General features: G+C 56.0%; 25 protein-coding genes, 1 pseudogene, 1 riboswitch and 1 other annotated feature. Of the genes and pseudogenes, 10 read left to right on the top strand and 16 right to left on the bottom strand.

Features of this window, described 5'->3' with window-relative positions:
• Positions 1–241 precede the first annotated feature (241 nt).
• Entirely contained in the window at positions 242–463 is a 222-nt protein-coding gene (locus ETC02_RS02745; RefSeq protein WP_008880936.1) for a DeoR family transcriptional regulator, read from the top strand.
• A 95-nt stretch (positions 464–558) separates the two neighbouring features.
• Here ETC02_RS02745 and ETC02_RS02740 read toward each other — a convergent pair whose 3' ends face one another.
• Positions 559–1,305: a pseudouridine synthase gene (locus ETC02_RS02740; protein WP_033009804.1), complete on the bottom strand. Its 747-nt coding sequence runs from the start codon at positions 1,303–1,305 to the stop codon at positions 559–561.
• Between the two features lie 104 nt (positions 1,306–1,409).
• Between ETC02_RS02740 and ETC02_RS02735 the strand changes: the two genes are divergently transcribed.
• Positions 1,410–1,622: a hypothetical protein gene (locus ETC02_RS02735; RefSeq protein WP_033006856.1), complete on the top strand. Its 213-nt coding sequence runs from the start codon at positions 1,410–1,412 to the stop codon at positions 1,620–1,622.
• Positions 1,623–1,823: 201 nt separating this feature from the next.
• On the opposite strand, the gene ETC02_RS02730 is transcribed toward ETC02_RS02735, so the two are convergent.
• Positions 1,824–3,449 carry a putative polysaccharide biosynthesis protein gene (locus ETC02_RS02730; RefSeq protein WP_171698026.1) on the bottom strand — a complete coding sequence of 542 codons (1,626 nt, stop codon included), beginning with the start codon at positions 3,447–3,449 and terminating at the stop codon, positions 1,824–1,826.
• 112 nt (positions 3,450–3,561) lie between these two features.
• On the opposite strand from ETC02_RS02730, the gene ETC02_RS02725 reads away from it, so the two are divergent.
• Entirely contained in the window at positions 3,562–4,872 is a 1,311-nt protein-coding gene (locus tag ETC02_RS02725; RefSeq protein ID WP_050367710.1) for a BaiN/RdsA family NAD(P)/FAD-dependent oxidoreductase, read from the top strand.
• Between the two features lie 192 nt (positions 4,873–5,064).
• On the opposite strand, the gene ETC02_RS02720 is transcribed toward ETC02_RS02725, so the two are convergent.
• The 9 genes from ETC02_RS02720 to ETC02_RS02685 all read right to left on the bottom strand — a co-directional run bounded on the left by ETC02_RS02720 (position 5,065) and on the right by ETC02_RS02685 (position 14,304).
• Positions 5,065–5,244, bottom strand: coding sequence for a sporulation protein Cse60 (locus tag ETC02_RS02720; protein ID WP_008880941.1), 180 nt, complete (start codon positions 5,242–5,244; stop codon positions 5,065–5,067).
• 115 nt (positions 5,245–5,359) lie between these two features.
• Positions 5,360–7,006: a M4 family metallopeptidase gene (locus tag ETC02_RS02715; protein ID WP_094239108.1), complete on the bottom strand. Its 1,647-nt coding sequence runs from the start codon at positions 7,004–7,006 to the stop codon at positions 5,360–5,362.
• A 407-nt stretch (positions 7,007–7,413) separates the two neighbouring features.
• Positions 7,414–7,542 carry a hypothetical protein gene (locus ETC02_RS18055; RefSeq protein WP_256370876.1) on the bottom strand — a complete coding sequence of 43 codons (129 nt, stop codon included), beginning with the start codon at positions 7,540–7,542 and terminating at the stop codon, positions 7,414–7,416.
• 5 nt (positions 7,543–7,547) lie between these two features.
• On the bottom strand, positions 7,548–8,822 hold the full coding sequence (locus ETC02_RS02710) for a helix-turn-helix domain-containing protein (RefSeq protein ID WP_095859807.1): 1,275 nt from the start codon (positions 8,820–8,822) through the stop codon (positions 7,548–7,550).
• Positions 8,823–9,096: 274 nt separating this feature from the next.
• On the bottom strand, positions 9,097–9,411 hold the full coding sequence (locus ETC02_RS02705; protein WP_050367712.1) for a rhodanese-like domain-containing protein: 315 nt from the start codon (positions 9,409–9,411) through the stop codon (positions 9,097–9,099).
• A 239-nt stretch (positions 9,412–9,650) separates the two neighbouring features.
• Complete coding sequence (gene leuS / locus ETC02_RS02700; protein ID WP_171698025.1) at positions 9,651–12,068, bottom strand: leucine--tRNA ligase; 2,418 nt, start codon at positions 12,066–12,068, stop codon at positions 9,651–9,653.
• A 74-nt stretch (positions 12,069–12,142) separates the two neighbouring features.
• Positions 12,143–12,367 (bottom strand) — a binding site (T-box leader).
• Between the two features lie 61 nt (positions 12,368–12,428).
• Complete coding sequence (locus tag ETC02_RS02695) at positions 12,429–13,628, bottom strand: MDR family MFS transporter (RefSeq protein WP_050367713.1); 1,200 nt, start codon at positions 13,626–13,628, stop codon at positions 12,429–12,431.
• Between the two features lie 115 nt (positions 13,629–13,743).
• Positions 13,744–13,908: a hypothetical protein gene (locus ETC02_RS02690; protein ID WP_033009817.1), complete on the bottom strand. Its 165-nt coding sequence runs from the start codon at positions 13,906–13,908 to the stop codon at positions 13,744–13,746.
• A 132-nt stretch (positions 13,909–14,040) separates the two neighbouring features.
• The gene (locus tag ETC02_RS02685) at positions 14,041–14,304 is read right to left on the bottom strand and encodes a YtzC family protein (RefSeq protein ID WP_033009819.1); all 264 of its coding nucleotides are present in this window, start codon (positions 14,302–14,304) and stop codon (positions 14,041–14,043) included.
• A 121-nt stretch (positions 14,305–14,425) separates the two neighbouring features.
• On the opposite strand from ETC02_RS02685, the pseudogene ETC02_RS02680 reads away from it, so the two are divergent.
• Together ETC02_RS02680 and mnmM are read left to right on the top strand one after the other, a co-directional pair.
• A pseudogene (locus ETC02_RS02680) lies at positions 14,426–14,650 on the top strand (hypothetical protein); the annotation flags it as partial.
• A gap of 110 nt (positions 14,651–14,760) precedes the next feature.
• A complete protein-coding gene (mnmM, locus tag ETC02_RS02675; protein ID WP_049625025.1) occupies positions 14,761–15,348 on the top strand; it encodes a tRNA 5-(aminomethyl)-2-thiouridylate-methyltransferase MnmM in 588 nt (195 codons plus the stop codon).
• Positions 15,349–15,405: 57 nt separating this feature from the next.
• Here the strand turns inward: mnmM and ETC02_RS02670 are convergent, their stop codons facing one another.
• Entirely contained in the window at positions 15,406–16,515 is a 1,110-nt protein-coding gene (locus ETC02_RS02670; protein WP_095859810.1) for a tetraprenyl-beta-curcumene synthase family protein, read from the bottom strand.
• Positions 16,516–16,848: 333 nt separating this feature from the next.
• Here ETC02_RS02670 and ETC02_RS02665 point away from each other — a divergent pair, with 333 nt between their 5' ends.
• Complete coding sequence (locus ETC02_RS02665; RefSeq protein ID WP_011232320.1) at positions 16,849–17,397, top strand: gamma carbonic anhydrase; 549 nt, start codon at positions 16,849–16,851, stop codon at positions 17,395–17,397.
• Between the two features lie 22 nt (positions 17,398–17,419).
• Here the strand turns inward: ETC02_RS02665 and metK are convergent, their stop codons facing one another.
• Positions 17,420–18,631, bottom strand: a complete 1,212-nt coding sequence (metK, locus tag ETC02_RS02660; RefSeq protein WP_050367714.1) for a methionine adenosyltransferase — start codon at positions 18,629–18,631, stop codon at positions 17,420–17,422.
• Between the two features lie 129 nt (positions 18,632–18,760).
• Positions 18,761–18,875, bottom strand: a riboswitch (SAM riboswitch).
• Between the two features lie 468 nt (positions 18,876–19,343).
• On the opposite strand from metK, the gene pckA reads away from it, so the two are divergent.
• A complete protein-coding gene (gene pckA / locus ETC02_RS02655) occupies positions 19,344–20,930 on the top strand; it encodes a phosphoenolpyruvate carboxykinase (ATP) (RefSeq protein ID WP_050367715.1) in 1,587 nt (528 codons plus the stop codon).
• A gap of 124 nt (positions 20,931–21,054) precedes the next feature.
• Here pckA and ETC02_RS02650 read toward each other — a convergent pair whose 3' ends face one another.
• The 3 genes from ETC02_RS02650 to ETC02_RS02640 all read right to left on the bottom strand — a co-directional run bounded on the left by ETC02_RS02650 (position 21,055) and on the right by ETC02_RS02640 (position 23,374).
• Entirely contained in the window at positions 21,055–22,041 is a 987-nt protein-coding gene (locus ETC02_RS02650; protein WP_050367716.1) for an Rpn family recombination-promoting nuclease/putative transposase, read from the bottom strand.
• Between the two features lie 233 nt (positions 22,042–22,274).
• Entirely contained in the window at positions 22,275–22,517 is a 243-nt protein-coding gene (locus ETC02_RS02645) for a DUF2584 domain-containing protein (protein ID WP_033009830.1), read from the bottom strand.
• A 68-nt stretch (positions 22,518–22,585) separates the two neighbouring features.
• Positions 22,586–23,374: an alpha/beta hydrolase family protein gene (locus ETC02_RS02640; RefSeq protein ID WP_049626452.1), complete on the bottom strand. Its 789-nt coding sequence runs from the start codon at positions 23,372–23,374 to the stop codon at positions 22,586–22,588.
• Positions 23,375–23,666: 292 nt separating this feature from the next.
• Between ETC02_RS02640 and ETC02_RS02635 the strand changes: the two genes are divergently transcribed.
• The 3 genes from ETC02_RS02635 to ETC02_RS02625 are packed head-to-tail and all read left to right on the top strand — an operon-like array spanning position 23,667 to position 26,274.
• The gene (locus ETC02_RS02635) at positions 23,667–24,671 is read left to right on the top strand and encodes an ABC transporter substrate-binding protein (protein ID WP_050367717.1); all 1,005 of its coding nucleotides are present in this window, start codon (positions 23,667–23,669) and stop codon (positions 24,669–24,671) included.
• A gap of 18 nt (positions 24,672–24,689) precedes the next feature.
• Positions 24,690–25,481, top strand: coding sequence for an ABC transporter ATP-binding protein (locus ETC02_RS02630; RefSeq protein WP_050367718.1), 792 nt, complete (start codon positions 24,690–24,692; stop codon positions 25,479–25,481).
• On the top strand, positions 25,465–26,274 hold the full coding sequence (locus tag ETC02_RS02625; RefSeq protein WP_033014564.1) for an ABC transporter permease: 810 nt from the start codon (positions 25,465–25,467) through the stop codon (positions 26,272–26,274). Before ETC02_RS02630 ends, ETC02_RS02625 begins: the two co-directional genes overlap by 17 nt.
• Positions 26,275–26,307: the final 33 nt, after the last annotated feature.

Below are 26,307 nucleotides of genomic sequence, written 5' to 3'. Positions count from 1 at the left end.
CCTTATTCAACACCCTTTGTTGCCAACGTATCATATCAAAAACAGGAAGTCAAAATGTTTCATTCGTTGCAAATCGATTTCCGTTTCATGACAAAATGTTGAAATTTTTCGTGAATAGAGGCAACCGGGTAGCATTTTCCCTCTTATTTCGTGTACAATGGTAGTAAACAGACAAAGACATCTCTCATCTGCTAGCAGTCGGTTGTGCCATGCGAATGATGCTAAGATAGGGAGTGGTCTTTTGAAACCTTCAACACATCGGATGCTTACCCGCATCAAATCCGTGTATATGTACATTAGCGAAAAAGGAACGGTTACGACCCAAGAGCTTGTTGATGAGTTCGGCACCACCCCACGAACGATCCAGCGCGACTTAAACGTGCTTATGTACAACGATCTCGTTCGCAGCCCAAGCAAGGGCAAATGGACGACCACAAACAAAAAAGTGCGCATCTCTTCGTAAACCCGGTGCCAATAGGGTAGGCAAGATGGGAGATGAACGCGAACCATTTTTCCACAGATGAATATCCACTATTTTTCCATAAAAAAGGAACCGCGTCAGGTTCCTTTTTTTTCGTCCGTCTCTGGCCGGTATTGCTTCAACATGTCCACCTCTTCGTCCGTCAATTCCCGATACTCACCGACCGCCAAATCCGGGTCAAGCGGCAGCGGCCCCATTTGAATTCGTTTTAAATAGACGACCCGCTTGCCGACCGCTTGAAACATCCGCTTCACTTGATGGAACTTCCCTTCGGTGATCGTCACCTCGACATCGGAACGAAGGCCGGATTTCAACACAACGAGCTTGGCCGGCTTTGTTTCATAGCCGTCATCAAGGACGACGCCGCGCTGAAACGCCGCGACATCCGCTTCCGTCACTTCCCCGTCCACGACGGCAAAATACGTTTTCGGCACGTGTTTTTTCGGCGACAACAGCTGATGGGCGAGCTGGCCGTCATTCGTCAAGAGCAGCAGCCCTTCCGTATCTTTGTCAAGCCGCCCGACCGGAAACGGGGAAAATGCCCGGTCTTCTTCTTCAAGCAAATCGACGACCGTCTCTTCCACGGCATCTTCCGTCGCGGAAACGACCCCCGAAGGCTTATTCATCATCAAGTAAATGAATGGCTTGTACTCGACCGTTTCTCCCCAAACGGTCACGATTTGCTCATCCGGCCGCACTTTCGTTTTCGCATCACGAACCGGCGCGCCGTCCACTTTCACCGCTCCGGACTTGAGCAGCTTTTTCACTTCCTTCCTCGTCCCATACCCCATATGGGCGAGCAGCTTGTCAATGCGCAGCTCCACAAATCTCCCTCCTAAAAATATGGCCTTCATTAGGCGTTCATCTAGTCCGCTTCCGCCTTCCCCCCATACACTGTGAAGGAAACATCAAGAAGGGGGATTTGCCGATGAATGAATATTACTATTATGTCCCAACGTTGGATGATTACCGTCAACAGCCGCCAGCCAGCCAATTTTGGCCCGGATACCCAGGCGGGCCATTCGCCAACTGGGCGCGGCGCATCGAACGGCTTGAGCGGGCCGTCGAACGGCTCGACCGCCGGCTCGACCGGGTGGAAAGCCGCCTCGATCGCGTCGAACGCCGGCTCGGCCTGTCGTAAGCGAAATGGAGAAAGAAGGCGGGGACGACCGCCTTCTTCTTTTTTTGCCGCAAGCCGAACGGCATGGGGGAGGGCGAAAAACAGCCGTCGTCGAACCCTTTCGCTCGGGCGCCGCGATGTTCGCAAGAAGCGCCGTCCGCCAGGCTCCCGGCCTAAACGAGCCGCTTCTAGGAAACGGCCGATCCCCCCATACACCCTCGTCTACGATACCGCCTTTTTCTCTTTCCGGCGCCAAAACGCAAACCGGTCGCCAAACAGCGCCGAAAACAACCCGGAGCGGATGCTGAGAAACAAGTAGACGGCCGCCCCGACCGCTACGCCGATGGAAACAGCGCCCACCGATTCAGCGGTGCCGGCGCGGTAATCGATCCATCGGGACGCCAGCGCCTCGACCCCCATAACCGCCGCTGACATCGCCGCCGTCAGGATGGCCATAAACGCCGTCCGGCGGGCGACAAACTGATAGCGGTAGCGCGTGCGGCGCTGAATGACCCATAAATTGAACGCCACCGAGACGAAATAGCCCGCCATCGTGGCCACAATGGCCCCGACGGCCGACCATTTCATAATGAGCAGCGTGTTGAGCAAAAGCTTCACAAGCAAGCCGGCTGTCAAACTGACGACCGTAAACCGCTGCTCGTTGATGCCTTGCATGATCGCCGCCGTCACAGAAAACAAAGCGTACAAAATCGCCGCCGGCGCATACCAGCGCAACACTTGTTCACCAAGCGGATCATAGCTGTAAAACGAGCTGTACACCGGCCCTGCCAGCACCGCCATGCCAATCACCGCCGGGAGCGTTAAAAACATGAGCACTTGAAACGTCTGGTTCAAATATTGCCGCAGCGCTTTCCGGTCTTGCGCGACATACGCTTTCGTAATCGTCGGGATGAGCGCCAAGCTGAACGAGGTCGCGAGCGTCACGGGGATGACGACGAGCTTTTGCGCCCACATGTTGAACACGGAATACGCGTGCTCCGAGATGCTCCCGCGGCCCGCCGCCGCCATCGCGTGATTGAACGTAAACTGATCGACGAGCTGGTACAGCGACATCGACAAGCCGACAAAAACAAACGGAATCGAAGAAAGAAGCAGCTCTTTATACATCGCCAAAAGCGACACGTCCGCTTCGCCGCGGTCACGCGCAAGCAGCGACTGCAAATACGGACGCCGCTTCCACCAATAGACAAGCAACACCAAAAGCCCCGCCGCCGCCCCGACAAACGCGGCAAACGTCGCCGCGCTCACAGCGGAGACGATCGAGCCGTCCATCAGGCGCAAAATGACGTAGCACGCCCCAAGCAAAAACGCGATGCGCGCGATTTGTTCGACGACTTGCGACAGCGCCGTCGGGCCCATCGACTCATGTCCTTGGAAAAATCCGCGGATCAAGCTCATCACCGGCACGATGAGGAGCGCAAAGCTGACCGCGCGGATGACGGCCGTGACGTCGTCGACCGAGTTGACGTTCGTTTTCGCATCGATGACGTGCGGCGCCAAGATGGGCGCCAGGGCGTACAAAATGAGCCATGAGGCGATGCCGCTTGCGATCATCAAGACAAGGCCGGAGCGAAAGAGCCGATAGCCGACGCCGTATTCCCCAAGCGCGTTGTATTTCGACACAAACTTTGACACCGCCACCGGCAGCCCGCCGGTCGCCAAGCTCAAAAAAATTTGGTACGGCACATAGCCGTATCCGTACAGCGCCCCGCCGCGCTCGCCGACAAGATGGTAAAACGGGATGACGTAAAATAAACCAAGAAGGCGAGAAATCATCACGCCAGCCGTTAAAATAAACGTGCCGCGCAGCAGTTTCGATGTTGACATATGACCCCTTCCCTAGCCATGGACGTTGAAAATGACAACGTATCTATTTTACCATAGTTGTCAATGGAACGAAAAATATCGGCCACGCGCAGAAAGAAAGGGTGGAATGAACATGGGATACGACGTCATCATCATCGGCGGCGGTCCGTCCGGGCTCATGGCGGCCATCGGCGCCGGCGAAGAAGGGGCGAAGGTGCTCTTGTTGGAAAAAGGAACGAAGCTCGGGCGCAAGCTCGCCATCTCCGGCGGCGGACGCTGCAACGTGACGAATCGGCTGCCGGTGGATGAAATGGTCCGCCATATTCCCGGCAACGGCCGCTTTTTATACAGCGCCTTTTCCGTATTTAACAATGAAGACATCATCCGCTTTTTTGAGCGGCTCGGCGTGCCGCTCAAGGAGGAAGACCACGGCCGCATGTTTCCCAAAAGCGACAGCGCCCAGTCGGTCGTCGACGCGCTTGTTCGCGAATTGTCGCGCCTTGGCGTCGATGTTCGACTTGAATCGCCAGTGGCGGACGTGTTGTATGAACAAGGAAAAACAGTCGGTGTCACGCTGAAAAGCGGGGAGACGATCCACGCCCGTGCGGTTGTCGTCGCCGTCGGCGGCAAATCGGTGCCGCAAACCGGCTCAACAGGCGACGGCTATCCGTGGGCGGAAAAAGCGGGTCACACGGTGACCGAACTGTTTCCAACCGAAGTTCCGATCGTCTCGCATGAGCCGTTCATCCGAGAGCGGACGCTGCAAGGCTTGTCGCTGCGCGACGTCGCGTTAAGCGTCTTAAAGCCGAATGGCAAACCGATCATCACCCACCGGATGGATATGCTGTTTACGCACTTCGGCATTTCCGGCCCAGCTGCTCTCCGCTGCAGCCAGTTTGTCGTTAAGGCGTTGAAAAAAGCGGCGGACGGCGCGGTCAAAATGAGTATCGACGCGCTTCCGGACGTGACGCAGGAAGAGCTGTTTCAACAGTTCGCCAAGCTGTGCAAAGAGGAGCCGAAAAAGGCGATGAAAACGATCGCCAAAACGGTGCTTCCCGAGCGGTACGCCGTCTTTTTGCTCGAGCGGGCCGGCATCGACCCGCACGCCTCTGCCGGCACGGTCGGCCATGAGGAGCTGCGGGCGTTTGTCCGACAGTGCAAACAATTTACCTTTTACGTCCACGGCACGCTGCCGCTTGAGAAAGCATTCGTCACCGGCGGCGGCGTGTCGGTCAAAGAAATTGAGCCGAAAACAATGGCCTCCAAATGCATGGCCGGCCTTTACTTTTGTGGGGAAATTTTGGACATTCACGGCTACACGGGCGGCTACAACATCACCGCCGCCCTTGTCACCGGGCGGCTCGCCGGCGTGAACGCCGCCCGCTATGCATTGGCGGAAAAAAACGGGGAGAGCGGCTCCGCGGGGCAGACAGCAACGAATTGACCGCCGTCCTCATGCCCCTCGGGTGCTCCGGGGCGTTCGCTGACATTCCGACAACGCCCGTCTTCAAGGCGGGCGATCGCAAAATTTCGCCGCCTGAAATGGAAATGCCGAAACGAAAAAAGCGTCGCCCGCTTTGGGGGGATCAGCACGAAAACGGCCAAAGAATCCCGCAGTCTGGAGCCGTGTGAAGTGTCAAGTCCGGTAAATGACCATGGCGGAAAAACAGTAGATTTGCTCGCCTTCCGATTCCATCGCCGCCACGCTGTACTTGACATCGATCAACTGTCCGTCTTTCAATCGGGCTAAAAAATCATTGACCGCCGCTTCCAAATCTTTTTCATGCTCTTTATCAAACACTTTCACTTTGTACATCGCCATTCCCCCGTTTTCTTTTTCCTTTTCCACGCATTTAGGGAAAATCCTGCCCACAAAAGGCGTCACGCGCCCCCGAACAGCGGGACGCGTGACGTCAGAAACTTCATTCGTCTTAATACACTCCAACCGCATCGAACGCCTGTTTCACCGAGTTGACTTCTTGGCTTGTCGACCCGTACAAATCAGCGGCCGCTTGCACGCAGGCGGCGCGCAGCTGGCTGAAGTTCGACGTCGGCGTCAAATAGTAGACAAGCGCCCGGTAGAAAATTTTCCCCATTTTGTCGCGGCCGATGCCGGTGACGCTCACGCCGTAATGGACGCCGCCTTGGCTGAGCAAGTACGCCGCTTTATTGATGATGCCGCTGTTCGTATGCACGCCGCCGTTGTCTTGCGTGCCGGTGTACCGTTTGGAATAATGATCCGGATCGCCGTATTTCGCCGGGTCGGACATCGAGCGGAGCGCATCGCCGGCGACCCCAGGCGTGTAAATGTCTTCGCCAATCTCCCAGTCCGGGTTGCGGTTGGCGTAGAACTCCACGAGCGTGCCGAAAATATCGGACATCGCTTCATTGATGGCGCCAGATTCGTTTTGGTAAACAAGCCCGGCCGTATAATCCGTCACCGCATGGGTCAACTCATGCCCAACGACGTCAATGCCGCCGGAAAACGGCAAAAACGTCTGTCCATCGCCATCGCCGTACACCATTTGCGAACCGTTCCAAAACGCGTTGTTGTAGCCGCGGCCATAATGGACGGTCGAACGGATGGCGGCGTTGCTGCCGTCATAGCTCAGGCGGCCGTGCACATTTTTGTAGTAATCATACACGACGCCGGCGTAATAATGGGCGTCCACGGCCACCGCGTCATAGCTGGCGAACAGTTGGTTGTCGCCATCGGCCCACAAGCTGCCGGGCAGTGTAGTGCGGTTTCGTCCGTCATACGTAAAAATGCCGCTGCCGCGCGTATTGTCTTGCAAATAGTAGTAGCCGTAATACGAGGAATACGTCGTATTGATATATTTCTGATCCCCCAACACACCCCGGCCCACGCCGACCGTCGACGCGCCGGCGACCGGCTGCCCGCCGCCGGGCTTGGCGGTGTCGATTTGGTTGAACTTATTCAAAATGGCCCCATCGGTTGCATCAATGATATACACCCAGTTGCCGGGAACCGGGGTTAAAAAGCGGACGTTCACTTCATAAGCGAGGCGGGCCGTGCCATCAGTCGGGTAAATGACGAGCCGCGTCCGCTCGCCGTTTTCGGTTGTCGGCCGCTCCTTCGTCACTGTCTCCGTTACGTCTTGCTCGGCAATAGCTTCCGCCTGTTGGACGGTGACCGTTTTCGCCTTTTTCAACCGAGGCTGGCCGTCTAAATTGGGAATTAAAGACCCCGACAGCGCGATCAGCTCGCCATCTTTCACATGGGCAGCCAGCATGGCGCCGTAAACCGGTATACCGTGATGCCGCTGTTCAAACCGCATCACGGTATGGCCAAGTTCGTCAGTCTGTTTGCCGATCAGCGCCAAACGGTCGCGGGCGCGTCCGCCGAGGCGGAATGTGCCGTTTTCCCGATCGACGTATTGATAAACGAGCTCTTCCGGCGCTTGTTCCCCTCCGTTTAGCAACGAACCGGACACGAATGACGGCGTCTTCCATTGTTCGTTCCAGACGATCGATTCCCCCTTCGCCGAAGCGCCGATCGGCGCCGCCAGCAGGCCGAACGCCAGCCCGATCGCCCCGAGCATCGCCCGTTTGTTCATTCTCCTCTTCCCCTTTCTTGAATATGTATTTGATGATTCCTTACATTATGAATTTTACCAAAATAGTCATCCTTATTGTATTGGGAAAATGAACGGCAATGACACGCCCTCCGTGCACGGCCGGACTTTCGTTTTTCCTCCCCTGGTTCTTTTCGGCTATATCCCGAGAACGAAAGGAGGCTCGCTTCGTCCATAGCGCAATGCTTCCTGATCCACAGCAAGGCGTGACGCCACCCGGGGAAGGGGGCCTCCTCCGCTCATAAAAAACATCTATGTGCAAGCCTTGCTCCCCACCTAGGCATGAAAATGACTGATCAAGGCGGCGCATTTTCAAAGAAAAAAGGGGCCCTTTAGGGGCGCCACTGTTTACGGTTTTGCTTTAGTTTCGCGGCCTATCGCACGCCCGGTTACCGGGCGATCACGGTCGGCGGCGGATGTTCGTCTTTCGCTGCTTCTTTCACGCCGGTTCCGCCGGCGAAGGCGGAAGCAAGACCAAGGACAGCGAGTGCGATGATCAGGATGATTCGCTTTTTCAACCGCTTCACCTCCTTTCCCGTTTCCGCAAAAGCTCGCAACTGAGCCGATAATAATGGGCCGCTTGTTTGTACTGGCGCAAGCGCGCGTAGTAATCGGCCAAATATTCGGCATAGCAGGCGGCGTCTTCGTATTCTTTCCGCCTTTGAAAATACGGAATGGCTTCGTGCTTGAGCAGCCGCTCGAACGCTTCCCCCTCGCCCGACAACAGCAGCCGGTAAATGGAAAAATGCAAATAATACTCATAATGCTCGGACGCGCCGTTAGGGGCTTGTTCGAGCTGTTTCCACCCTTCCTCGACAGCCATCGACGCTTTGCGATAATGCTTGGCATCGCAATGCACGCGCACGAGCGACAAAAGCGTGATGAGCCGAGCATCCAGCGGGACGTCCTCTTTATAGATCAAACTGTTCTCGTAATGTTGCACCGCCTCGCGGTATTGACGTTTCATTCCTTTCAAGTGGCCGAGATTGTGTTCCACAATCCCCAGAAGTCGTCGATCATCCACCATCCTCGCCGCCTTTTGGGCCAGCAGACAATGGTCGACCGCTTTGTCGATCTCCCCGCATCGCCGGTAGCAAATCGCGAGCAAAATATGGCATTCAGCGCTGCGGCGCAAATCGTACTCCGCCTGACTGAGCGCCAAGGCCTGCTCGGCATAGCGGAGGCACGAAAACACGTTCCACGTCCGGCTGTATGAAAGCGCCAACAAATAATCCAAATCCGCCTTCTCCCAGCCCGGCCGGCGTTCCGCCCCCGACAACCGTTCTGCCTTTTGGTAGCATTGCAAAGCATCGTCGTATTTTTCTTGACAATAATAGAGAAGCCCAAAAAACTTCCAATAGTAGTAGCGCATCGCATCATCGAGCGCCTCATACCACTCCTGTACGCTCCGCGCCGCCGCCTCAGCCCCTTTGACATCGCGAAGCAGCAGCAAATACCGGACGTACATCAATTGGAAGTAAATCGCCGCTTCGATATCGTTGCTCTCCTGGCACAGCTGCCTCACCGTTTCATGCTTCTCGCGGGCGGCTTGCACCTCTCTGGCCACCATCGTTTTGTACCAGTCCATCACCGATTCACGCCATGAAGCGGCCGTTTTGCCTTCACCTTGACGGATGCCGAGCCGGCGGAACAGCAGGTCAAGCACGTCTTTGCTCGGCGTGGCTTGATTGTTTTCAATTTTCGACAAATACGAGACCGAAATGATACCGTCCGCCGCCTCCTCTTGAGTCAACCCCTTCATCAAGCGGGCCAATTTCACATGATCGCCCAGTTTCAACCACCATCGATCCCTTCATTTTTCTTTTACTGAAAATTATAACGTTTTTTCTGTCTGCTTCCATCGCCCTTCGGCACTAAAAAACAAAACAGGCGCCCCAAACGATTGGGACACCTGTCGAACAAAACGTGCAGGCCGCCTTCGGCTGCCGGCTGCATGTCGGCCGAAACTGTGATGTCTCATTAACATGGAAACCTTCTTCACGAAAGCCCACATCGCCATTCGCACGGACGCCCGGCCGCGGTCAGGCGGAAACGGCAGGCGCGACGAGGCATCATCGTTTCGGCACCGTTTCCCCTTCCCACTCAAGCATGCCGCCTGTCATGTTGCAAACACGGTAGCCGCGCTCTTGTAAATAGCGGCAGACGTTTTCGCTACGCCGCCCGGAGCGGCAGACGAAAATATATTCTTCATTGCGGTCGAATTCCTCAAGCCGATCGGGGATGTCGCCCATTTTGATATGCTTGGCGCCCGGAATCATGCCGAGGGCGACTTCCTCGTCTTCGCGCACATCGACAATGTTCAGCTTTTCACCGCGTTCGAGTTTTTCCTTCACCTCAGCCGGGGTAATTTCTTTGATCTCTTCCATGGCGGACCGACTCCTTTCTTTGATCGTTTCAGCAAACGGTTCTTGCTTTTGGCCGCTTCGACAAACGGCGGCGAGAAAGCGCAGTTTCCCCGCCCGCTGCCTAAAAGCACATCGGCGATGGACGCCCGCTTCCGCGCCAAGCGGAGGGACAAAGCCGGCCCAGACGGCGCGGGCGCCGTTGCGGTTGCTTCGCAGGAAACGGCACGCGCCACCGCCTGTGCGGATCGAACAGCCAACGATCAGTTGGCGACGATATTGACGAGCTTGCCGGGGACGGCGATCACTTTGCGCACCGTTTTGCCCTCGAGCTGCTCTTTGATTTTTTCGTCGGCCAGCGCCCGCTCCTCGAGCGCTTCTTTTGGCAAGTCGGCTGGCACGTGCAGGCGCGACCGCACTTTGCCGTTGATTTGCACGACGATTTCGACGACGTCGTCGACGAGCTTCGTTTCATCATACGCCGGCCACGGTTCGTAGGCGATCGTGTCCGTATGGCCGAGCTTTTGCCACAACTCTTCGCCGATGTGCGGACAAACCGGTGACAAGAGCTTGACGAAGCCTTCCATGTATTCTTTTTTCATTTGCTCCGCTTTGTACGCTTCGTTGATGAACACCATCAGCTGCGAAATGGCGGTGTTAAAGCGCAAGGATTCGTAGTCTTCCGTCACTTTTTTCACCGTTTGGTGATAGATGCGCTCGAGCGTATCGTTTGCCGGTTCGTCGACAATGTTCGGGTTCAGTTCGCCATTCTCGGTGACAAAGAGCCTCCAGACGCGGTCGAGGAAGCGCCGCGCCCCGTCAAGCCCTTTCGTCGACCAAGCGATCGACGCCTCAAGCGGCCCCATGAACATTTCATACAGCCGCAAGGTGTCGGCGCCATGGCTTTCGATGATGTCGTCCGGGTTGACGACGTTGCCTTTTGATTTGCTCATTTTTTCGTTGTTTTCGCCCAAAATCATCCCTTGGTTGAACAGCTTTTGGAACGGTTCTTTCGTCGGCACGATGCCAAGGTCATAGAGAAACTTATGCCAGAAGCGGGCATAAAGCAAATGCAAGACCGCGTGCTCCGCCCCGCCGATGTAGACGTCGACCGGCAGCCATTTTTTCAATTTCTCCGGATCGGCGAGCTGCTTGTCGTTGTGGGGGTCGATGTAGCGCAAGTAATACCAGCAGCTGCCCGCCCATTGCGGCATCGTGTTCGTTTCGCGCCGCCCTTTTTTGCCGGTTTTCGGGTCGACGACGTTGACCCATTCTTCGATGTTGGCGAGCGGCGATTCGCCCGTTCCCGACGGACGGATTTCATCCGTTTTCGGCAACACAAGCGGCAGTTCGTCTTCCGGCACCGGCGTCATCGTGCCGTCTTCCCAATGGATGATCGGAATCGGCTCGCCCCAGTAGCGCTGGCGGCTGAACAGCCAGTCGCGCAGCCGGTACGACACTTTTTTCCGCCCTTTGCCATGCTCCTCAAGCCAGGCGATCATTTTGTCGATCGCTTCCTGCTTGTTCAAGCCGTTTAAAAACTCGGAGTTGATATGCTCACCATCTCCGGTGTACGCTTCCTTTTCGATATTCCCGCCGGCAACGACTTCTTTGATCGGCAAGTGGAATGTTTTCGCGAATTCATAGTCGCGCTCATCGTGCGCCGGCACGGCCATGATCGCTCCGGTGCCGTAGCTCATCAAGACGTAGTCGGCGATCCAAATCGGAAGCCGATCGCCGGTGACCGGGTGAATGGCGTACGCGCCGGTGAACACACCCGTTTTTTCTTTCGCCAAATCGGTGCGCTCAAGGTCGCTTTTGCTTTGAATTTCCTTTAAGTAGGCGTCAACGGCTGGCTTTTGCTCCGGCGTTGTGATTTTTTCCACGAGCGGATGCTCCGGCGCCAAGACGGTGTACGTCGCGCCAAACAGCGTATCGGGCCGCGTCGTGAAGACGGTGAACGTTTCGTCATGGCCGTCGACGGCGAACTCGATTTCCGCTCCCTCCGAACGGCCAATCCAGTTGCGCTGCATTTCCTTAATGCTTTCCGGCCAGTCGAGCTCTTCTAAGTCTTCGAGCAGCCGGTCGGCGTAGGCGGTGATTTTCAACACCCATTGCCGCATCGGCTTGCGGATGACCGGATGCCCGCCGCGCTCGCTCCGACCGTTGATCACCTCTTCGTTCGCCAGCACGGTGCCGAGCGCCGGGCACCAGTTGACCGGCACTTCATCCATGTAGGCGAGCCCTTTTTCATACAGCTTCAAGAAAATCCATTGCGTCCATTTGTAATAATTCGGGTCGGTCGTGTTGATTTCACGGTCCCAGTCGTATGAGAACCCGAGCGATTTGATCTGCCGGCGGAAGTTGTCGATGTTTTTTTGCGTAAACTCCGCCGGGTCGTTGCCGGTGTCAAGCGCATATTGCTCGGCCGGCAGCCCAAATGCGTCCCAGCCCATCGGGTGAAGGACGTTGTACCCTTGCATCCGCTTCATGCGCGCCAAAATGTCGGTTGCCGTATATCCTTCCGGATGGCCGACGTGCAAGCCGGCGCCGGACGGATACGGGAACATGTCGAGCACATAAAACTTCGGCTTGTCGTCATCATCGGGCGTGCGGAACGTTTTGTTTTTCTCCCAATAGTCCTGCCATTTTTGTTCAATTTCGCGGTGGTTGAAGCTCATCGCAGCACTCCTCCTATCCAGTTCTACTTGCATCATAGACGAAAATATGTACAAAAAAACCCCTCATCCCGAACAAAAGGGACGAGAGGAACGCTTCCCGCGGTACCACCCTTTTTTGGCGCGCCTATGGCGCACCCGCTTTGTTCCTTAACGCAGATTCACGGCCGGCGTTATCGGCCGCAGCCGTTCACGCCGGCAACTCCGAGGCGAGTTCGCGGATTGACTTCGGTTGACTCGCACCGACCGTCAACTCTCTGCCGTCCATCAAGCCCGCTACTATTCCTCTTCACCGTTGTTCGCTTTATGATGACAAATTTATTATTATTGTAAAAAATTTGTCGATCGATTGCAAGCGAAAAACTAGACGGTCACAGCCGTTTTTTCCCCCGCCTCTTCCGCCCGCTTCGGCAGCCCCCGGTCATACACGAGCGCCGCGCCGGCGGCCAGCAGAGCGAAGGCGACAAGCAATCCGATGAGCGGTTTCATTCCGAACGCATCGGCGACCCACCCGCCGAGGACCGGCCCGATCATCCGTCCAGCCGTGGCCGTGCCGTTGACGATCCCTTGGTAAAACCCGGCTCTCCCCAGCGGCGCCAGCTCGTTCACCACCGCCGGAATCGCCGGCCAGACGATCATTTCGGCGATCGTGAGCACAACCATCGACGTCGCAAATTGCAAAAGTGAATCCGCGCCAAACAATATCGCAAACGAGACGGTGAAAACGGCGAACCCGATGGCGATCTGCCGCTTCATCCCCGGCATAAAGCGGCGGACCAACGGCGCCAACAGCGGCTGGCCGAGCACGATCAAGGCGCCGTTGATCGTCCAAAGCAAGCTGTAGTGATGAACCGGAATGGAAAGCTCGCGCGTATAGGCGGCGATCGTCGTCGACCATTGGACGTAGCTCATCCAGCATAATCCATAGCCGGCGCAAAGAAGGACAAGGGCACGGATGTGCGCCCGGGGCGCCCCGTCCCCCGTTCGGCGCTTCCGCTCTTTTCTCCGCAACGGCGGCAGCGGCATGCGCCGCAGCCCAATGACGACCGTCGCCAAAAAAGCGGCATACAGCCAAACGTTCGCCCAAAACACGAGCGCAAACGAATGCGAGGCGACAACGCCGCCAAGCGCCGAGCCGGCGGCGACGCCGATGTTTTGCGCCACATACAAGGCGTTGAATGCCCGCCGTCCCCCTTCCGGCCAAACCGCCCCGACATACGCCGACGCCGCCGGAAAGACGACGCCGTTGCCGATGCCGACAAGCGCCAGCCAGACGGCATAATGCGGCCAACCATGCCAGACGCCCAAACCGGCAAGCGCCGCCATCGTCAGGCACGCTCCGGACACGAGCGTGCGAAACCCGCCGATCCGGTCAAACAACATGCCGCCGAGCAAGCTGCCGATGACGCTGCCGCCGGAGTTGAGCATCAGCACCGCTCCCGCTACGGCGAGCGGCTGGCCGAGCTGTTCATGCAAATAAATGGTATTTAGCGGCCATAAAAACGACGCTCCTGTGACATTGAGCGCCATGCCGACAAGCAGCCACCAAAGAGCGCGGGGCATCGGTCATCATCCTTTTCGTCTGCTATTTCGACTCCCAAACTAATTGTATGTGGGAAAGCGAAAAAAAGCAATCAAAAAAAGAGGGCGGCATGGCGCCCTCACGGACAGCGGCGCATCACCCGTTCCGCTGCTTGGAGCGGGCCGGCTGGCCACCTGTTTGTTCATACTGTTTTTTCGCCAGTTTCACCGGATCAAAGTCTTGGCCGAGTTCCAAATCGTTGTTGTTGTGACCGTTGCGCGTTTTTTGCTCCGGGTTCGTTTGTTTCAGACGTCGCTTCATTCCTTGTTCCTCCTTGTGTTCGCCATCAAGCAGACAGCCGCCCTGCGGTTGCTTTCCGTTTCACCGGTCAGGCAACATCCGCTTGTTATGCACCAGGACCTTCGATAGCGGCCATCGTGCAAAGCTCTTGTTTCATCGGTCAAGCAAGATCATCTCGTTTTGCAGCTGCTCAAGCTGAAGCCGCATCCGATGCAGCTGTTCGCGCTGCTGGGCGTTGCAACTTCGCGCCAAGTGAGCCAAATCGTTGACTGTCTGCTCAAGCATTTGCTGGGCGTTTGTGTATTCCGTGATGTTGTAGTGCTCTTGCTTTTGCGCTTCCGTATATTGTTCTTTCGCAAAGCGGATGACGTCTTCGCACCGCTGCAAAAATTCTTCCACCGATTGTCTTGTCGCCATGCGCTCACCTCGTTTCATGATGTTCCCTCATCTTTACTATGCGCCGACGCTTTCATCTGTATCACGTCAATGATTGGCAACAGTCGCTTTTTGCCGCCATCCGTGGTACAATGCAAGGATGATGCCATTTCAGCACAAGGAGAGAACGGCCGTGACAAACGCAATCCCATTTCCATATGCCGCCGACGGAAAACGGTATCACACATGGAACTGCCATTTGCGGCAAACGTTCGGCCAAAACGTGTTCAAAGTCGCCCTTGACGGCAGGTTTGACTGCCCGAACCGCGACGGGACGGTGACGTATGGCGACTGCACGTTTTGCAGCGCCGCCAGATCGGGCGATTTTGGCCCGATGTGGAGCGTCAACAAATGGGAAGGGCTAAACGCCATTGACGCTGAACTCAAGCGGCGGGACAGCTTTCAAGGAAAGCGGCGCGAACAGGGGGTGGCAAACGCATGGCCATCATGAATATTTTGCCGTTTGCCCGCTTTTTGCTTGATCAAGCAGTCAACGAAGGCGACATCGCCGTCGATGCGACGGTTGGCAACGGCCATGACACCGTCTTTTTAGCCGAGCTCGTCGGGGAGCGCGGGCATGTGTTTGGTTTTGATATTCAAGCCGAAGCGATCGCGGCGGCCAGAGCCCGCCTCGCCGAACACGGGCTGGACGGGCGGGTGACGCTGTTTCAGACAAGCCATAGCCTGCTGCTCGAAACGCTCCCCGACTCCGTTCACGGACGCATCGCCGGCGCCGTGTTCAACCTCGGCTATTTGCCGGGCGGCAATAAGCAAATCGCCACCCAGCCGGAATCGACGATTCAAGCGGTCGAGCAGCTTCTTTCCATCCTAAAGCCGGGCGGCATCATCGTTCTTGTCGTCTACCACGGCCATCCGGAGGGAAAGCGCGAACGCGACGCGCTCCTTGATTACGTCCGCTTTCTTGATCAACGGCGCGTCCATGCCTTGAAATACGAATTCATCAATCGGCAAAACAACCCGCCGTTTTTGATCGCACTCGAGAATCGGGCGGATGGGAGCGCCTGATTCCGTCCGATCCGCCGACGAACCACTGCTCTCGCCAGTACAAGCAAACGGCTGCCCTTACGAAAAGGACAGCCGTTTTTGTCGCTCCTGCCAAAAGCGGTACGCTTTTCCGTTCCAATAAAAAAACATCGACGCCGCCCCGCCGGCGCGGACGAGCCGGCGCGCCAGCCGGTGCAGACCGCGTTGCTTTTTCACCTTGGCATCCGACAAATACAACCCAAGAAGCCCTCGGTGAATAAGGCGGTGAAACTGGCCGTGCGGAAGGGCGCCGACATGGCGGTCGGCCTCTTCGATGAAATGGCAAAGCCGCTCAAGCATCACCGTTTCATTCGGATAGTAAAAGCAAAAATTCAAATCGCCGCCGGCTCGATCTTCCTCTTGATCGATCAAATAGTCGAGCAAAATGTGCAGCCCTTGAATGTATGGAAAATAACCGTCGCGCACTTGTCTCGCCATCTCCGGCGGCAGCGATTCGCCAAACGCATAGGCGACGAGGCAGAAAATACCGAGCGTCGAACCGGAGCAGGCGGAAAACTCATACCACTCCATCGGCGGCAAGGCGTCTTTGTATTGCGCGAACCATTTCTCCAGCCGCGGCACCCGCTCGCTCGCTTCGACATGTTTATGCACTTGCAAGTCGCAATAATATCCGGCCAATTCATGCAAAAATGGGGCGATCGTCTCATAATGGCGCACCGTCTCGAGCACCTCTTGGCACGTGCGGACAAGCGCCGGCAAATAGCCGCCGTCTTCCTGTTCGCGGCGATGGCGGTAATAGTTCGACGGCTCGGCGCCGATTGTCAACGCGTCCGGCATCGAATCGTGCAAGGCGCGAAAGTCGAGCGGATCGAGCGAGGTGCTGCGGTCGCACAAATTATCCAAATAATCGCTGATCGTCTGGTAAGCCACGATAAAGCGGATGCAATCCTCCATGTTTTCTCCGGCCAAAAGCGCCAAAATGGAGCCGCCTTCGCAATGGAACGTTTTCGACGCGATGCTCGCCAAGGCCTGGCGCCGAAGCTCCGGGTCGGGAATGCGCTCGGCCTGGCGCCGCCAATAGGCAAGCTCGCGGTGGACAAGCGGAAGCACGTCACGATACACCATTTTCATCAAGGCGATGGGGTTTTTCGGAATGTTCAATCGGTTCACCTCAGGTGCAAACACCATGGTCTCGTCTCCTAGCATTTCCATCTTATCGGCAACCAAAATTGTTTCGCGTCTGAACAGCTTGCGATCTCGCAGTATTGCCATCAATGCGGCCGGGGCAAACCATAAAAGGGTTGGCGACGGAATGAAAAAGCCGCTCAACAACGGTTCTTCTCACGTTGAGAAGCTTTGTGAAATCGGATCTTCTTCCCCGATCCCAACCACTCATCGGGCGAAACGAAACGTTTTTCACCAATCCCGATTAGGCGCGCTCGCTTTCGTTGGCGATTTGGACGCAGCGTTGTACAATACATGGTGAACGATCGATTTTGCCATAGAAAGGAACGAACGCCCATGATTTACCCATACAAAGGCAAAACGCCGCAAATTGCCGCCTCCGCCTTTATCGCCGACTATGTGACGATCACCGGCGATGTCGTGATCGGCGAAGAGACAAGCATTTGGTTCAATACCGTCATTCGCGGCGATGTGGCACCAACGGTGATTGGCAACCGGGTCAATATTCAAGATAACTCAATTTTGCATCAAAGTCCAAACAATCCGCTTATCATTGAAGACGGGGTAACCGTCGGCCATCAAGTCATTTTGCACAGCGCCATCGTTCGCAAAAACGCGCTCATCGGCATGGGCTCGATCATTTTGGACCGCGCGGAAATCGGGGAAGGCGCGTTTATCGGCGCCGGCAGTTTAGTGCCGCCGGGCAAAAAAATTCCGCCCAACACGCTCGCCCTCGGACGGCCGGCGAAAGTCGTCCGCGAACTGACGGAAGACGATATCCGCGAAATGGAGCGCATCCGCCGCGAATATGTCGAGAAAGGGCAGTATTACAAAGCGCTGCAGCAACAGCGGACATCGTGCGCCGACAAAAAAGAGCTACCGTGATCAGGCAGCTCTTTTTCTTTCATCACTTGTCCGCCAGCGCCAGCGCTTGTTCTCTCAGCGTCGTCGCTTTATCAGTGCGCTCCCACGGCAAGTCGATGTCCGTACGCCCAAAATGGCCGTAAGCAGCCGTCTGTTTGTAAATCGGGCGGCGCAGGTCAAGCATTTTGATGATGCCCGCCGGGCGGAGATCGAAGTTGCTGCGCACGACCTCAATCAAAATGTCTTCCGACACTTTGCCGGTGCCGAACGTATCAATGGAAATCGATACCGGACGGGCGACGCCGATCGCGTAGGCGAGCTGCACTTCGCATTTGTCGGCCAGTCCTGCCGCGACGATGTTTTTCGCGACATAGCGGGCCGCATACGCTGCCGAGCGGTCGACTTTCGTCGGATCTTTGCCCGAGAACGCGCCGCCGCCATGGCGGGCGTAGCCGCCGTACGTATCGACGATGATTTTGCGCCCCGTCAACCCAGCATCCCCTTGCGGACCGCCGATGACAAACCGTCCTGTCGGGTTGATGAAATAGTTCGTGTTCTCATCAAGCAGCTCGGCCGGCACGACCGGTTTGATGACCTGCTCTTTAATGTCGCGCTCGATTTGCTCTTGCGTAATTTCCGGATGGTGCTGCGCGGACACGACGATCGTATCGACGCGCACCGGTTTGCCGTTTTCATCGTATTCGATCGTCACTTGCGTTTTCCCGTCCGGCCGCAAGTACGGCAAGACGTCCGTTTTACGCACTTCCGCCAATCGACGCGCCAAGCGGTGCGCAAGCGAAATCGGCAGCGGCATCAATTCTTCCGTCTCATTGCAGGCGAACCCAAACATCAATCCTTGGTCGCCGGCGCCGATCGCTTCAATTTCCTCGTCAGTCATCTGACCTTCGCGCGCCTCAAGCGCCCGGTCCACTCCCATCGCAATGTCCGGCGACTGTTCGTCAATCGACGTCAACACCGCGCACGTATCAGCGTCAAACCCGTATTTGGCGCGCGTGTAGCCGATCTCCCGGACCGTATCGCGGACGATGCGCGGAATGTCCACGTACGTTGATGTTGTGATTTCCCCACTCACGAGCACCAGCCCGGTCGTCACGCTCGTTTCGCAGGCGACGCGGGCGTTCGGATCTTTTTCCAAAATGGCATCCAAAATGGCATCAGAAATTTGGTCGCAAATTTTATCCGGATGTCCTTCCGTCACAGACTCTGACGTAAACAAGCGGCGTTTGGCTGACATTCGGTTTGTTTCCTCCTCTTAACATAATGTGGCGACACGGAACTCATTTCCCTTTTTCCCTTCGCAATATAAAAAACCTTTCCTGTAACGGCTGAGGAAAGGTCATGGCAATCGTATTGCTTCCTTTCACTCTTATCGTTCAAGGACTGCGCCTTGCCACAGGTTAGCACCATTTCACACATGTCCAGTTGTGACGGTTGCTGGGCTTCATCGGGCCTGTCCCTCCACCGGCTCGGGATAAGAGTATCCGTTCAATGAATTATCTTATCGCAATTGAAGGAACAAAGTCAACCGCAGAAGTGAATTTTTTATCATCCCGCTTCCGCGCACGAACCCAAGCAAAGGAGGAATGAGCGCCTTTCCCTTGCCTCCATAAAACAAAGGGAAGCTAAACGCAGCCCCTTTCTTTTGTATAGGAGGGGAGCGCGTCTATATAAACGTGCCGCTTCCGGCTGCATGCTTGAACAAGACGAGGCGGATTTGGCAAACGTATTGCCGATTTGGGTCATCACTGCCTGCTTCCTTAATAGCAAGACAGTAAGACAACCCGGGAACGGCCGCCTCCCGCTTGAAGCACAGGCGGGAGAGCGTGCAAAATCTGAAAAATAGGCAAAATAAGTTCAAAAAAACCCACACAATTAGTATGGACTATTAATAAAAATGTGTTATACTATTTTCAAGAGTGATTACAAAAAGAAGGCAGGTTGTGAACATGGGGATCGCAAACATGACAAATAAGCTGGATGTATTGCTGCAAAAACCGTACGTGCATCATCAACTGTCCGTCGCCGAGCTCGTCGAGAAAGTCCTGCGGCGGAACGAAGGACGGCTGACGCACACCGGAGCCGTCGCGGTGACAACCGGCAAGTACACAGGGCGGTCGCCGAAAGACAAATACATCGTCGAAGAACCGTCCACGAAGCAAACGATCGACTGGGGAACGGTCAACCAGCCGATGTCTCCGGAAACGTTTGAGAAACTGTACGACAAAGTGCTCGATTATTTAATGAAACAAGATGAACTGTTCGTCTTTAAAGGCTTTGCCGGCGCCGATCCGAAATACCGGCTGCCGATTCAAGTCGTCAACGAATTCGCCTGGCACAACTTGTTCGTCCATCAGCTGTTCATCCGCCCGAGCGCCGAGGAGCTCGCCGCGCACGAGCCGCAATTCACCGTCATTTGCGCGCCGAACTTTAAAGCCGACCCGAAGGTGGACGGGACGCGCTCGGAAGCGTTCATCATCATCTCGTTTGAACGGCGCACCGTGTTGATCGGCGGCACCGAGTATGCCGGCGAAATGAAAAAATCGATTTTCTCGGTCATGAACTATGTGCTGCCGGAACAAGGCATCCTGCCGATGCACTGCTCGGCCAACGTCGGGCAGGAAGGCGACGTCGCCCTCTTTTTCGGCTTGTCGGGAACGGGAAAAACGACGCTCTCGACCGACCCGAACCGCCGCTTGATCGGCGATGACGAACACGGTTGGTCAAGCCGCGGCATTTTCAACATCGAAGGCGGCTGCTATGCGAAATGCATCAACCTATCGCGCGAGAAAGAGCCGCAAATTTTTGACGCCATCGGCTTCGGCGCGGTGCTCGAAAACGTCGTTCTCGACGACGCGACGCGGGTGCCGAATTACGACGACGGCACGCTGACGGAAAACACACGCGCCGCCTACCCGCTTCAGGCGATCCAAAACATCATCGACCCGAGCGTCGCCGGCCATCCGTCCACGATCGTGTTTTTGACAGCCGATGCGTTCGGCGTCCTGCCGCCGATCAGCAAGCTGACGCGCGAACAGGCGATGTACCATTTCTTAAGCGGCTACACAAGCAAGCTCGCCGGCACCGAACGCGGCGTCACCGAACCGGAAGCAACGTTCTCAACGTGCTTCGGCGCACCGTTTTTGCCGCGCCCGGCCGTCGAATACGCGGAAATGCTCGGGCAAAAAATCGCCGAACACAACGTCCGCGTCTTTTTGGTCAACACCGGCTGGACAGGGGGACCGTACGGCGTCGGCAGCCGCATGAAGCTCGCCTACACCCGGGCGATGGTGCAAGCCGCCGTCGAAGGGGAGCTCGACAACGTCGAAACGGTCAAAGATCCGATTTTCGACCTCGCCATCCCGACCCGCGTCCCGGGCGTGCCGGATGACGTCCTGCAGCCGCAAAACACATGGGCCGACAAACAAGCATACGAACAAAAAGCAAAAGAGCTAGCGCAAAAATTCCGCGCCAACTTCCAAAAATTCGCCCACATCGATCCGTCCATCGAAAAACTCGGCGGACCGCTCGTTTAACAAGAACCCAGCCGGACAGGGAACCGTTCCCTGTCCGGCTGTTTTTTCGAACGCATAAAATGATTGTCGTCGATCCCCCGGGATTTTTGCACGATTGGAGGTCGACGACAATGCGAAGGCGGGTTTACTTCTTCAGCTGTTCAATCTTTTCCGCCGGCAGCCCGGTCAGCTCGTGGATCGTGTCGACATCGTACCCTTTCGCCAACATTTTCTTCGCGATGTCGATTTTCCCTTCCTCGATCCCTTTTTGACGTCCCTGTTCAATCCCTTGCTTCATCCCTTGCTTCATCCCTTGCTTCATCCCTTGCTTCATCCCTTGCTTTATTCCTTGTTTCAACCCTTGTTCGATTCCTTGTTTGACTCCTTGTTGAATGCCTTTCTCGATTCCCCGCTGTTCGTATGAGATGATGAGCTCCATCACTTGTTTCGCTTCCTTCGTCTCCATTTGGCTCACCTCGTTTCGCAGTTGGATTTCCTCCGCTTCGGACAACCGCAAATACGTTTCAAAAAACCCAAACAACAGCCGCTGCTTCGCCTCATCGAGCTCGAGGCGGACTAGCATGCGCAAAAACTCCTTTTTCACTTCCACCTTCTCGCTTTCATTATACCCCATTTTGCTTAACAAGGCGGCGGCAACCGGATTGTCACGGCGGATGTACTCGCGCCACGGCAGTTTGCGCAGTTCCACCGTCAGAAAGCGGAAGTCAAGAACCGTCAAAAATGGAAATTGAATCATCAATGAGGAAGGTTCGTCGTGGCGTTCGTCGTAGCTGAAGATGGCAATCGGGAGGATGCGGCGGCGGTGTTTTTGAAACAAGCGGCTGAAGTAGAGGAACATTCGCTCGGGGAACGTCCGCTGCTTATAGCTTTGATGTTCGACGTGAACGATGACGAGCCCGTCTTCCCCTTTTACCTTTGTTTCGATCAACAAGTCGACGCGGTGCTTCTCCCCGGCTGTCACGTCGGTGAACAGCTCTTCGGAGAGGAAAGAGAGATGGTGAACGTCGATGTGCTCGTACACGTCAGGAAAGAAAAGAAGCAAAAAGTCTTCGAAAAACGTCGACAGAAGCTCCTTGAACAACCGGTCGTGATCGATTCGCTGTTTGGCCACGTTTTCCCTCCTTGCGATATCAAATTCATTGCATCCTATTCGCTTTCTTCCGGCCCAACTCCTGCTTTTCCCCGAACTTTTTCATCCGTTTCGCTGTTACGGCCGGAATCGGGGCAAGCGGCCTAGTTTTCCCTCGCTTCCAAAACAGGGAGCGCAAACCGTTCTTCCGTTTGCGCTCCCATTCCCCACTTAGTCGGCCGCCCCATTCGGTGCGGCTCCGCGGTCTCCCGCATTCAATTCGTCGAATACAGGCTGACGAGCTCGTACGTCACCGTCGTCCGGTTGTCTTCCCACTCGAGCTTTTTCACGACCGCGATGCCGCTCGCTTCGCTTTGTACGGTCCGGCGCACTTCAAGCGGCACGTCGAGCGGATACAAGCGGTATCCGTCTTTTTCCAGCACAAACACATTTCCTTGAACGCGCTGTTCCTTCCCTTTGGTCACAATGACCGTCTGCACTTCCATCGGCATGCCCATATGATTTCAACCTCCTTGGCTGCCCATCGATTCGTTGGCGGCCGCGCCGCCTTTCTACTCGTATCGTATCACACCGTCGGCTGTTGTTTCATCCATTGTGTAAGCCTTTGCACCGTCTTGCGGTTGGCTGGCGGCGGAAAATAGTGGGTGAACGTGGGGAAGTACCATGCGGTCACCGGTTTGCCGAGCTGCTTCAGCCGCCGTTCCAGCCGCCAAGCGTGCTCAATCGATACGTTCTCATCACGTCCGCCGTGGATGATGAGCACCGGGGCCTTGAGCCGCTCCAAATGGTAGAGCGGCGTGCGGTGCCGATAGCGCTCCGGGCATTTGTTCGGCGTCCCGCCGATGACGCGCTTCATCATCCGCCGCAAGTCTGGCCTCTCTTGATACGTAAGCGCCATATCGGTCACCCCTCCCCAAACTGCGACTGAACAGACCTTTTCCGCCATAAGGGCGGCATGAAGCGCCATCGCCCCGCCGCGCGAGAAGCCGAACAGATGGACGCGCCCCGGGTGGACGAGCGGGTGGCGGCGAAGAAGCTCAAACCCGGCAAATGCGTCATAGCGATCGTCGCCGGCGAAATCTTCGTTCCCTTCCCCGCCTCCGTTGCCGCGGTAAAGCGGGGCGAAGACGGCAAATCCGCGCGACGCGAACTCGATGAGGCGCGGCACTCGCACCTGCCCGACGTTTTTGATCCCGCCACGCAAATATAAAAACCCGTCGTACACGCCGTTTCCTTTCGGCGCCGCGAAAAACCCTTTCACCTTCAGCCCTTGGGACATATAGGTGACAACGAACACCTCGATGCCCGGGTGCGGCGACGGAAACCGGTATTGGTCGATGATGTCCCCGTCCATACGCCCGCCTCCTTCCTACGCGAAACTAGATGATGCGAACCACCCGTCATCATCCCCCAACGCCTTCTTTCATTAGGGCAAGTGGAGATGTCCGACTGCCTCGCCGCTCTTGCATGCCGCCCCTTGGAAGAGCATCAACTTGAAAAAGCCCTCGAGCGCGAGGAACGGCCCGACCGCCACCTGTTCTCGGCCGACCGCCTATTTTTTCTAGGCCTTCACACATTTTTCCCTCCTGCATACGATAAGGTGAAACCAATGTTCACCGCACGTGGACGAAAAGGGGGTAAGCCGCATGAAAAAATGGATCGCATGGTTGTGTTCGCTTCTTCTCCTTTTGCCGCTCGCTGCCTGCAACAACGGCGCCGACGAAGGAAAAAAACCACTTAAAACCGTGCGCCTCGCCGAAGTGACGCGTTCGATTTTTTACGCGCCGCAGTACGTCGCCTTGGCGAAAGGGTTCTTCAAGGAAGAGGGGCTCGATGTCGAGCTGACGACGACATGGGGCGGCGACAAAACGATGACGACGCTTCTTTCCGGGGGCGCGGACATCGCGTTGGTCGGTTCGGAAACATCCATTTATGTGTATGCACAAGGGACGGACGATCCGGTCATCAATTTCGCGCAGCTCACGCAAACCGACGGGACGTTTCTTGTTTCCCGCGAGAAAATCGACCACTTTACATGGGAGATGCTGAAAGGAAGCACGTTCCTCGGCCAACGGAAAGGCGGCATGCCGCAGATGGTCGGCGAGTTTGTGCTGAAAAAACACGGCATTGACCCGCATCAAGATTTGAAGCTGATCCAAAACGTCGATTTCGCCAATATCGCCAACGCCTTTGCGAGCGGCACCGGCGATTTCGTCCAGCTGTTTGAGCCAACAGCGAGCATTTTTGAACAAGAAGGGAAAGGCTATATCGTCGCTTCATTCGGCACCGAATCCGGGCGCGTGCCGTACACGTCGTATATGGCAAAACGAAGCTACATGAACGAAAACAAAGACGTGATTGAAAAATTTACGCGCGCGATCTACAAAGCGCAGCAATGGGTCGAATCGCACAGCGTAGCTGAAATTGCCAAAGCCATTCAACCGTACTTTAAGGACACGGACTCGGCCATCATCGAAAAAGTGGTTGAGCGCTACAAAAGCCAAGGGACCTACGCGACCGATCCGATTTTGGATGAAGAAGAATGGAACAACTTGCAAACCATTATGGCCGAAGCCGGCGAGCTGCCGAAGCGCATCGACCTGAACACGCTTGTTGATTCGTCGTTTGCCAAAAACGCGATGAACAAGTGACGAAAGCAGGTGAACGAAATGTTTCTTGCCATCGACCGCCTTTCGCACACGTATTTGACAAAAACGACCGCTGTCACTGCACTCGATGATGTGTCGCTGTCCGTCGAGAAAGGAGAATTTGTCTCCTTTCTCGGCCCAAGCGGCTGCGGCAAAACGACGCTTTTGTCCATCATCGCTGGGCTGATTGAACCGACAGAAGGGGCGGTCCACATCGAAGGCCAACCGATTTGGCCGAGCGGAATGGCCGCGCCGACGGCGCGGCGCGCGGTCGGCTACATGCTTCAGCAAGACTACCTATTCCCATGGAAAACAATCGAAGAAAACATCCTTCTCGGCTTAAAAATGACTAGAACGCTAACTGCTCAAACCAAAGAACGGGCGCTCGCTCTGCTGGCGGAGATCGGCCTTGGCGGCGTCGAGTCGTATTACCCGAGCCAGCTGTCCGGCGGCATGCGCCAGCGTGCGGCGCTCGTGCGCACGTTGGCGACCGACCCGAAGCTGCTTTTGCTTGATGAACCGTTTTCCGCCCTCGATCAACAAACAAAGCTGAAACTGGAAGAACTCGTTTGGAAGACGTTAAAACAATACGAAAAAACAGCGGTGCTCGTCACCCATGACATCGAAGAAGCCATCGCCATGAGCGATCGCATTTTCTTGTTTTCGCCGCGCCCTGGGCGCCTTGTGCGGACGTTTGTCATCCCGGATGAACTGCGCGGCCGCCCGCCGCTTGCCGCCCGCCAGCATCCGGCGTTTTCGCCATTGTTCCAATCCATTTGGAAGGAGATGGAGGCTCTTGAATCAAGCTCCTGACCGCATCCAGTCGCTGCACCGTGAATACCTCGCCGCATTGCGCAAAGAGCGGCGAGTGATCCGCCTTTGGCAGACGGCGCTACTTGTCGCCTTTTTCGCCGTCTGGGAAGCGGCGAGCCGCTTCCATTGGGTCGATCCGCTCCTATTCAGTTCGCCCTCCGCCATCGCCAAGCTGTTTGGCGAAAAACTCGGCGATCATTCGCTGTTTGTCCACACGTGGGCGACATTGTTTGAAACGTTGCTCGGCTTTCTGATCGGCACCGCCGGCGGGGCGCTCATCGGCGCGGTCCTCTGGTGGTTTCCGCGCCTGGCGAAAACGCTCGATCCATATTTGGTCGTCTTCAACGCCATGCCGAAAGTCGCCCTCGGGCCGATTTTGATCGTCGCTCTTGGACCGGGATTTACGTCGATTATCGCCATGGGCGTCGTCATTTCGGTCATCATCACAACGATCGTCGTCTATTCGGCGTTCCAAGAAGTTGATCCGAACTATTTGAAAGTGCTGCGGACGTTCGGCGCCACCCGCTACCAATGCTTTAAAGAGGCGGTGCTGCCGGCGTCGTTCCCGGCGATCATTTCGACGTTGAAAGTGAACGTCGGCCTCGCTTGGGTCGGCGTCATCACCGGCGAGTTTCTCATCTCCAAGCAAGGGCTTGGGTATTTAATCATTTACGGCTTCCAAGTGTTCAACTTCACCCTTGTGTTGATGAGCCTGCTCATTGTCGCCTTGCTGTCGACCGTTATGTATCAGCTTGTCGCCTTGATCGAAAAAAAATGGGGAAACCGCCGCTAGCGGGACGCTCGCCGAATGTTGACGGGCGTCTCG

Source organism: Geobacillus sp. DSP4a (assembly GCF_013096875.1).
Classification (GTDB): domain Bacteria; phylum Bacillota; class Bacilli; order Bacillales; family Anoxybacillaceae; genus Geobacillus; species Geobacillus thermophilus.
This window is presented reverse-complemented; position numbering and strand designations above follow the sequence as displayed.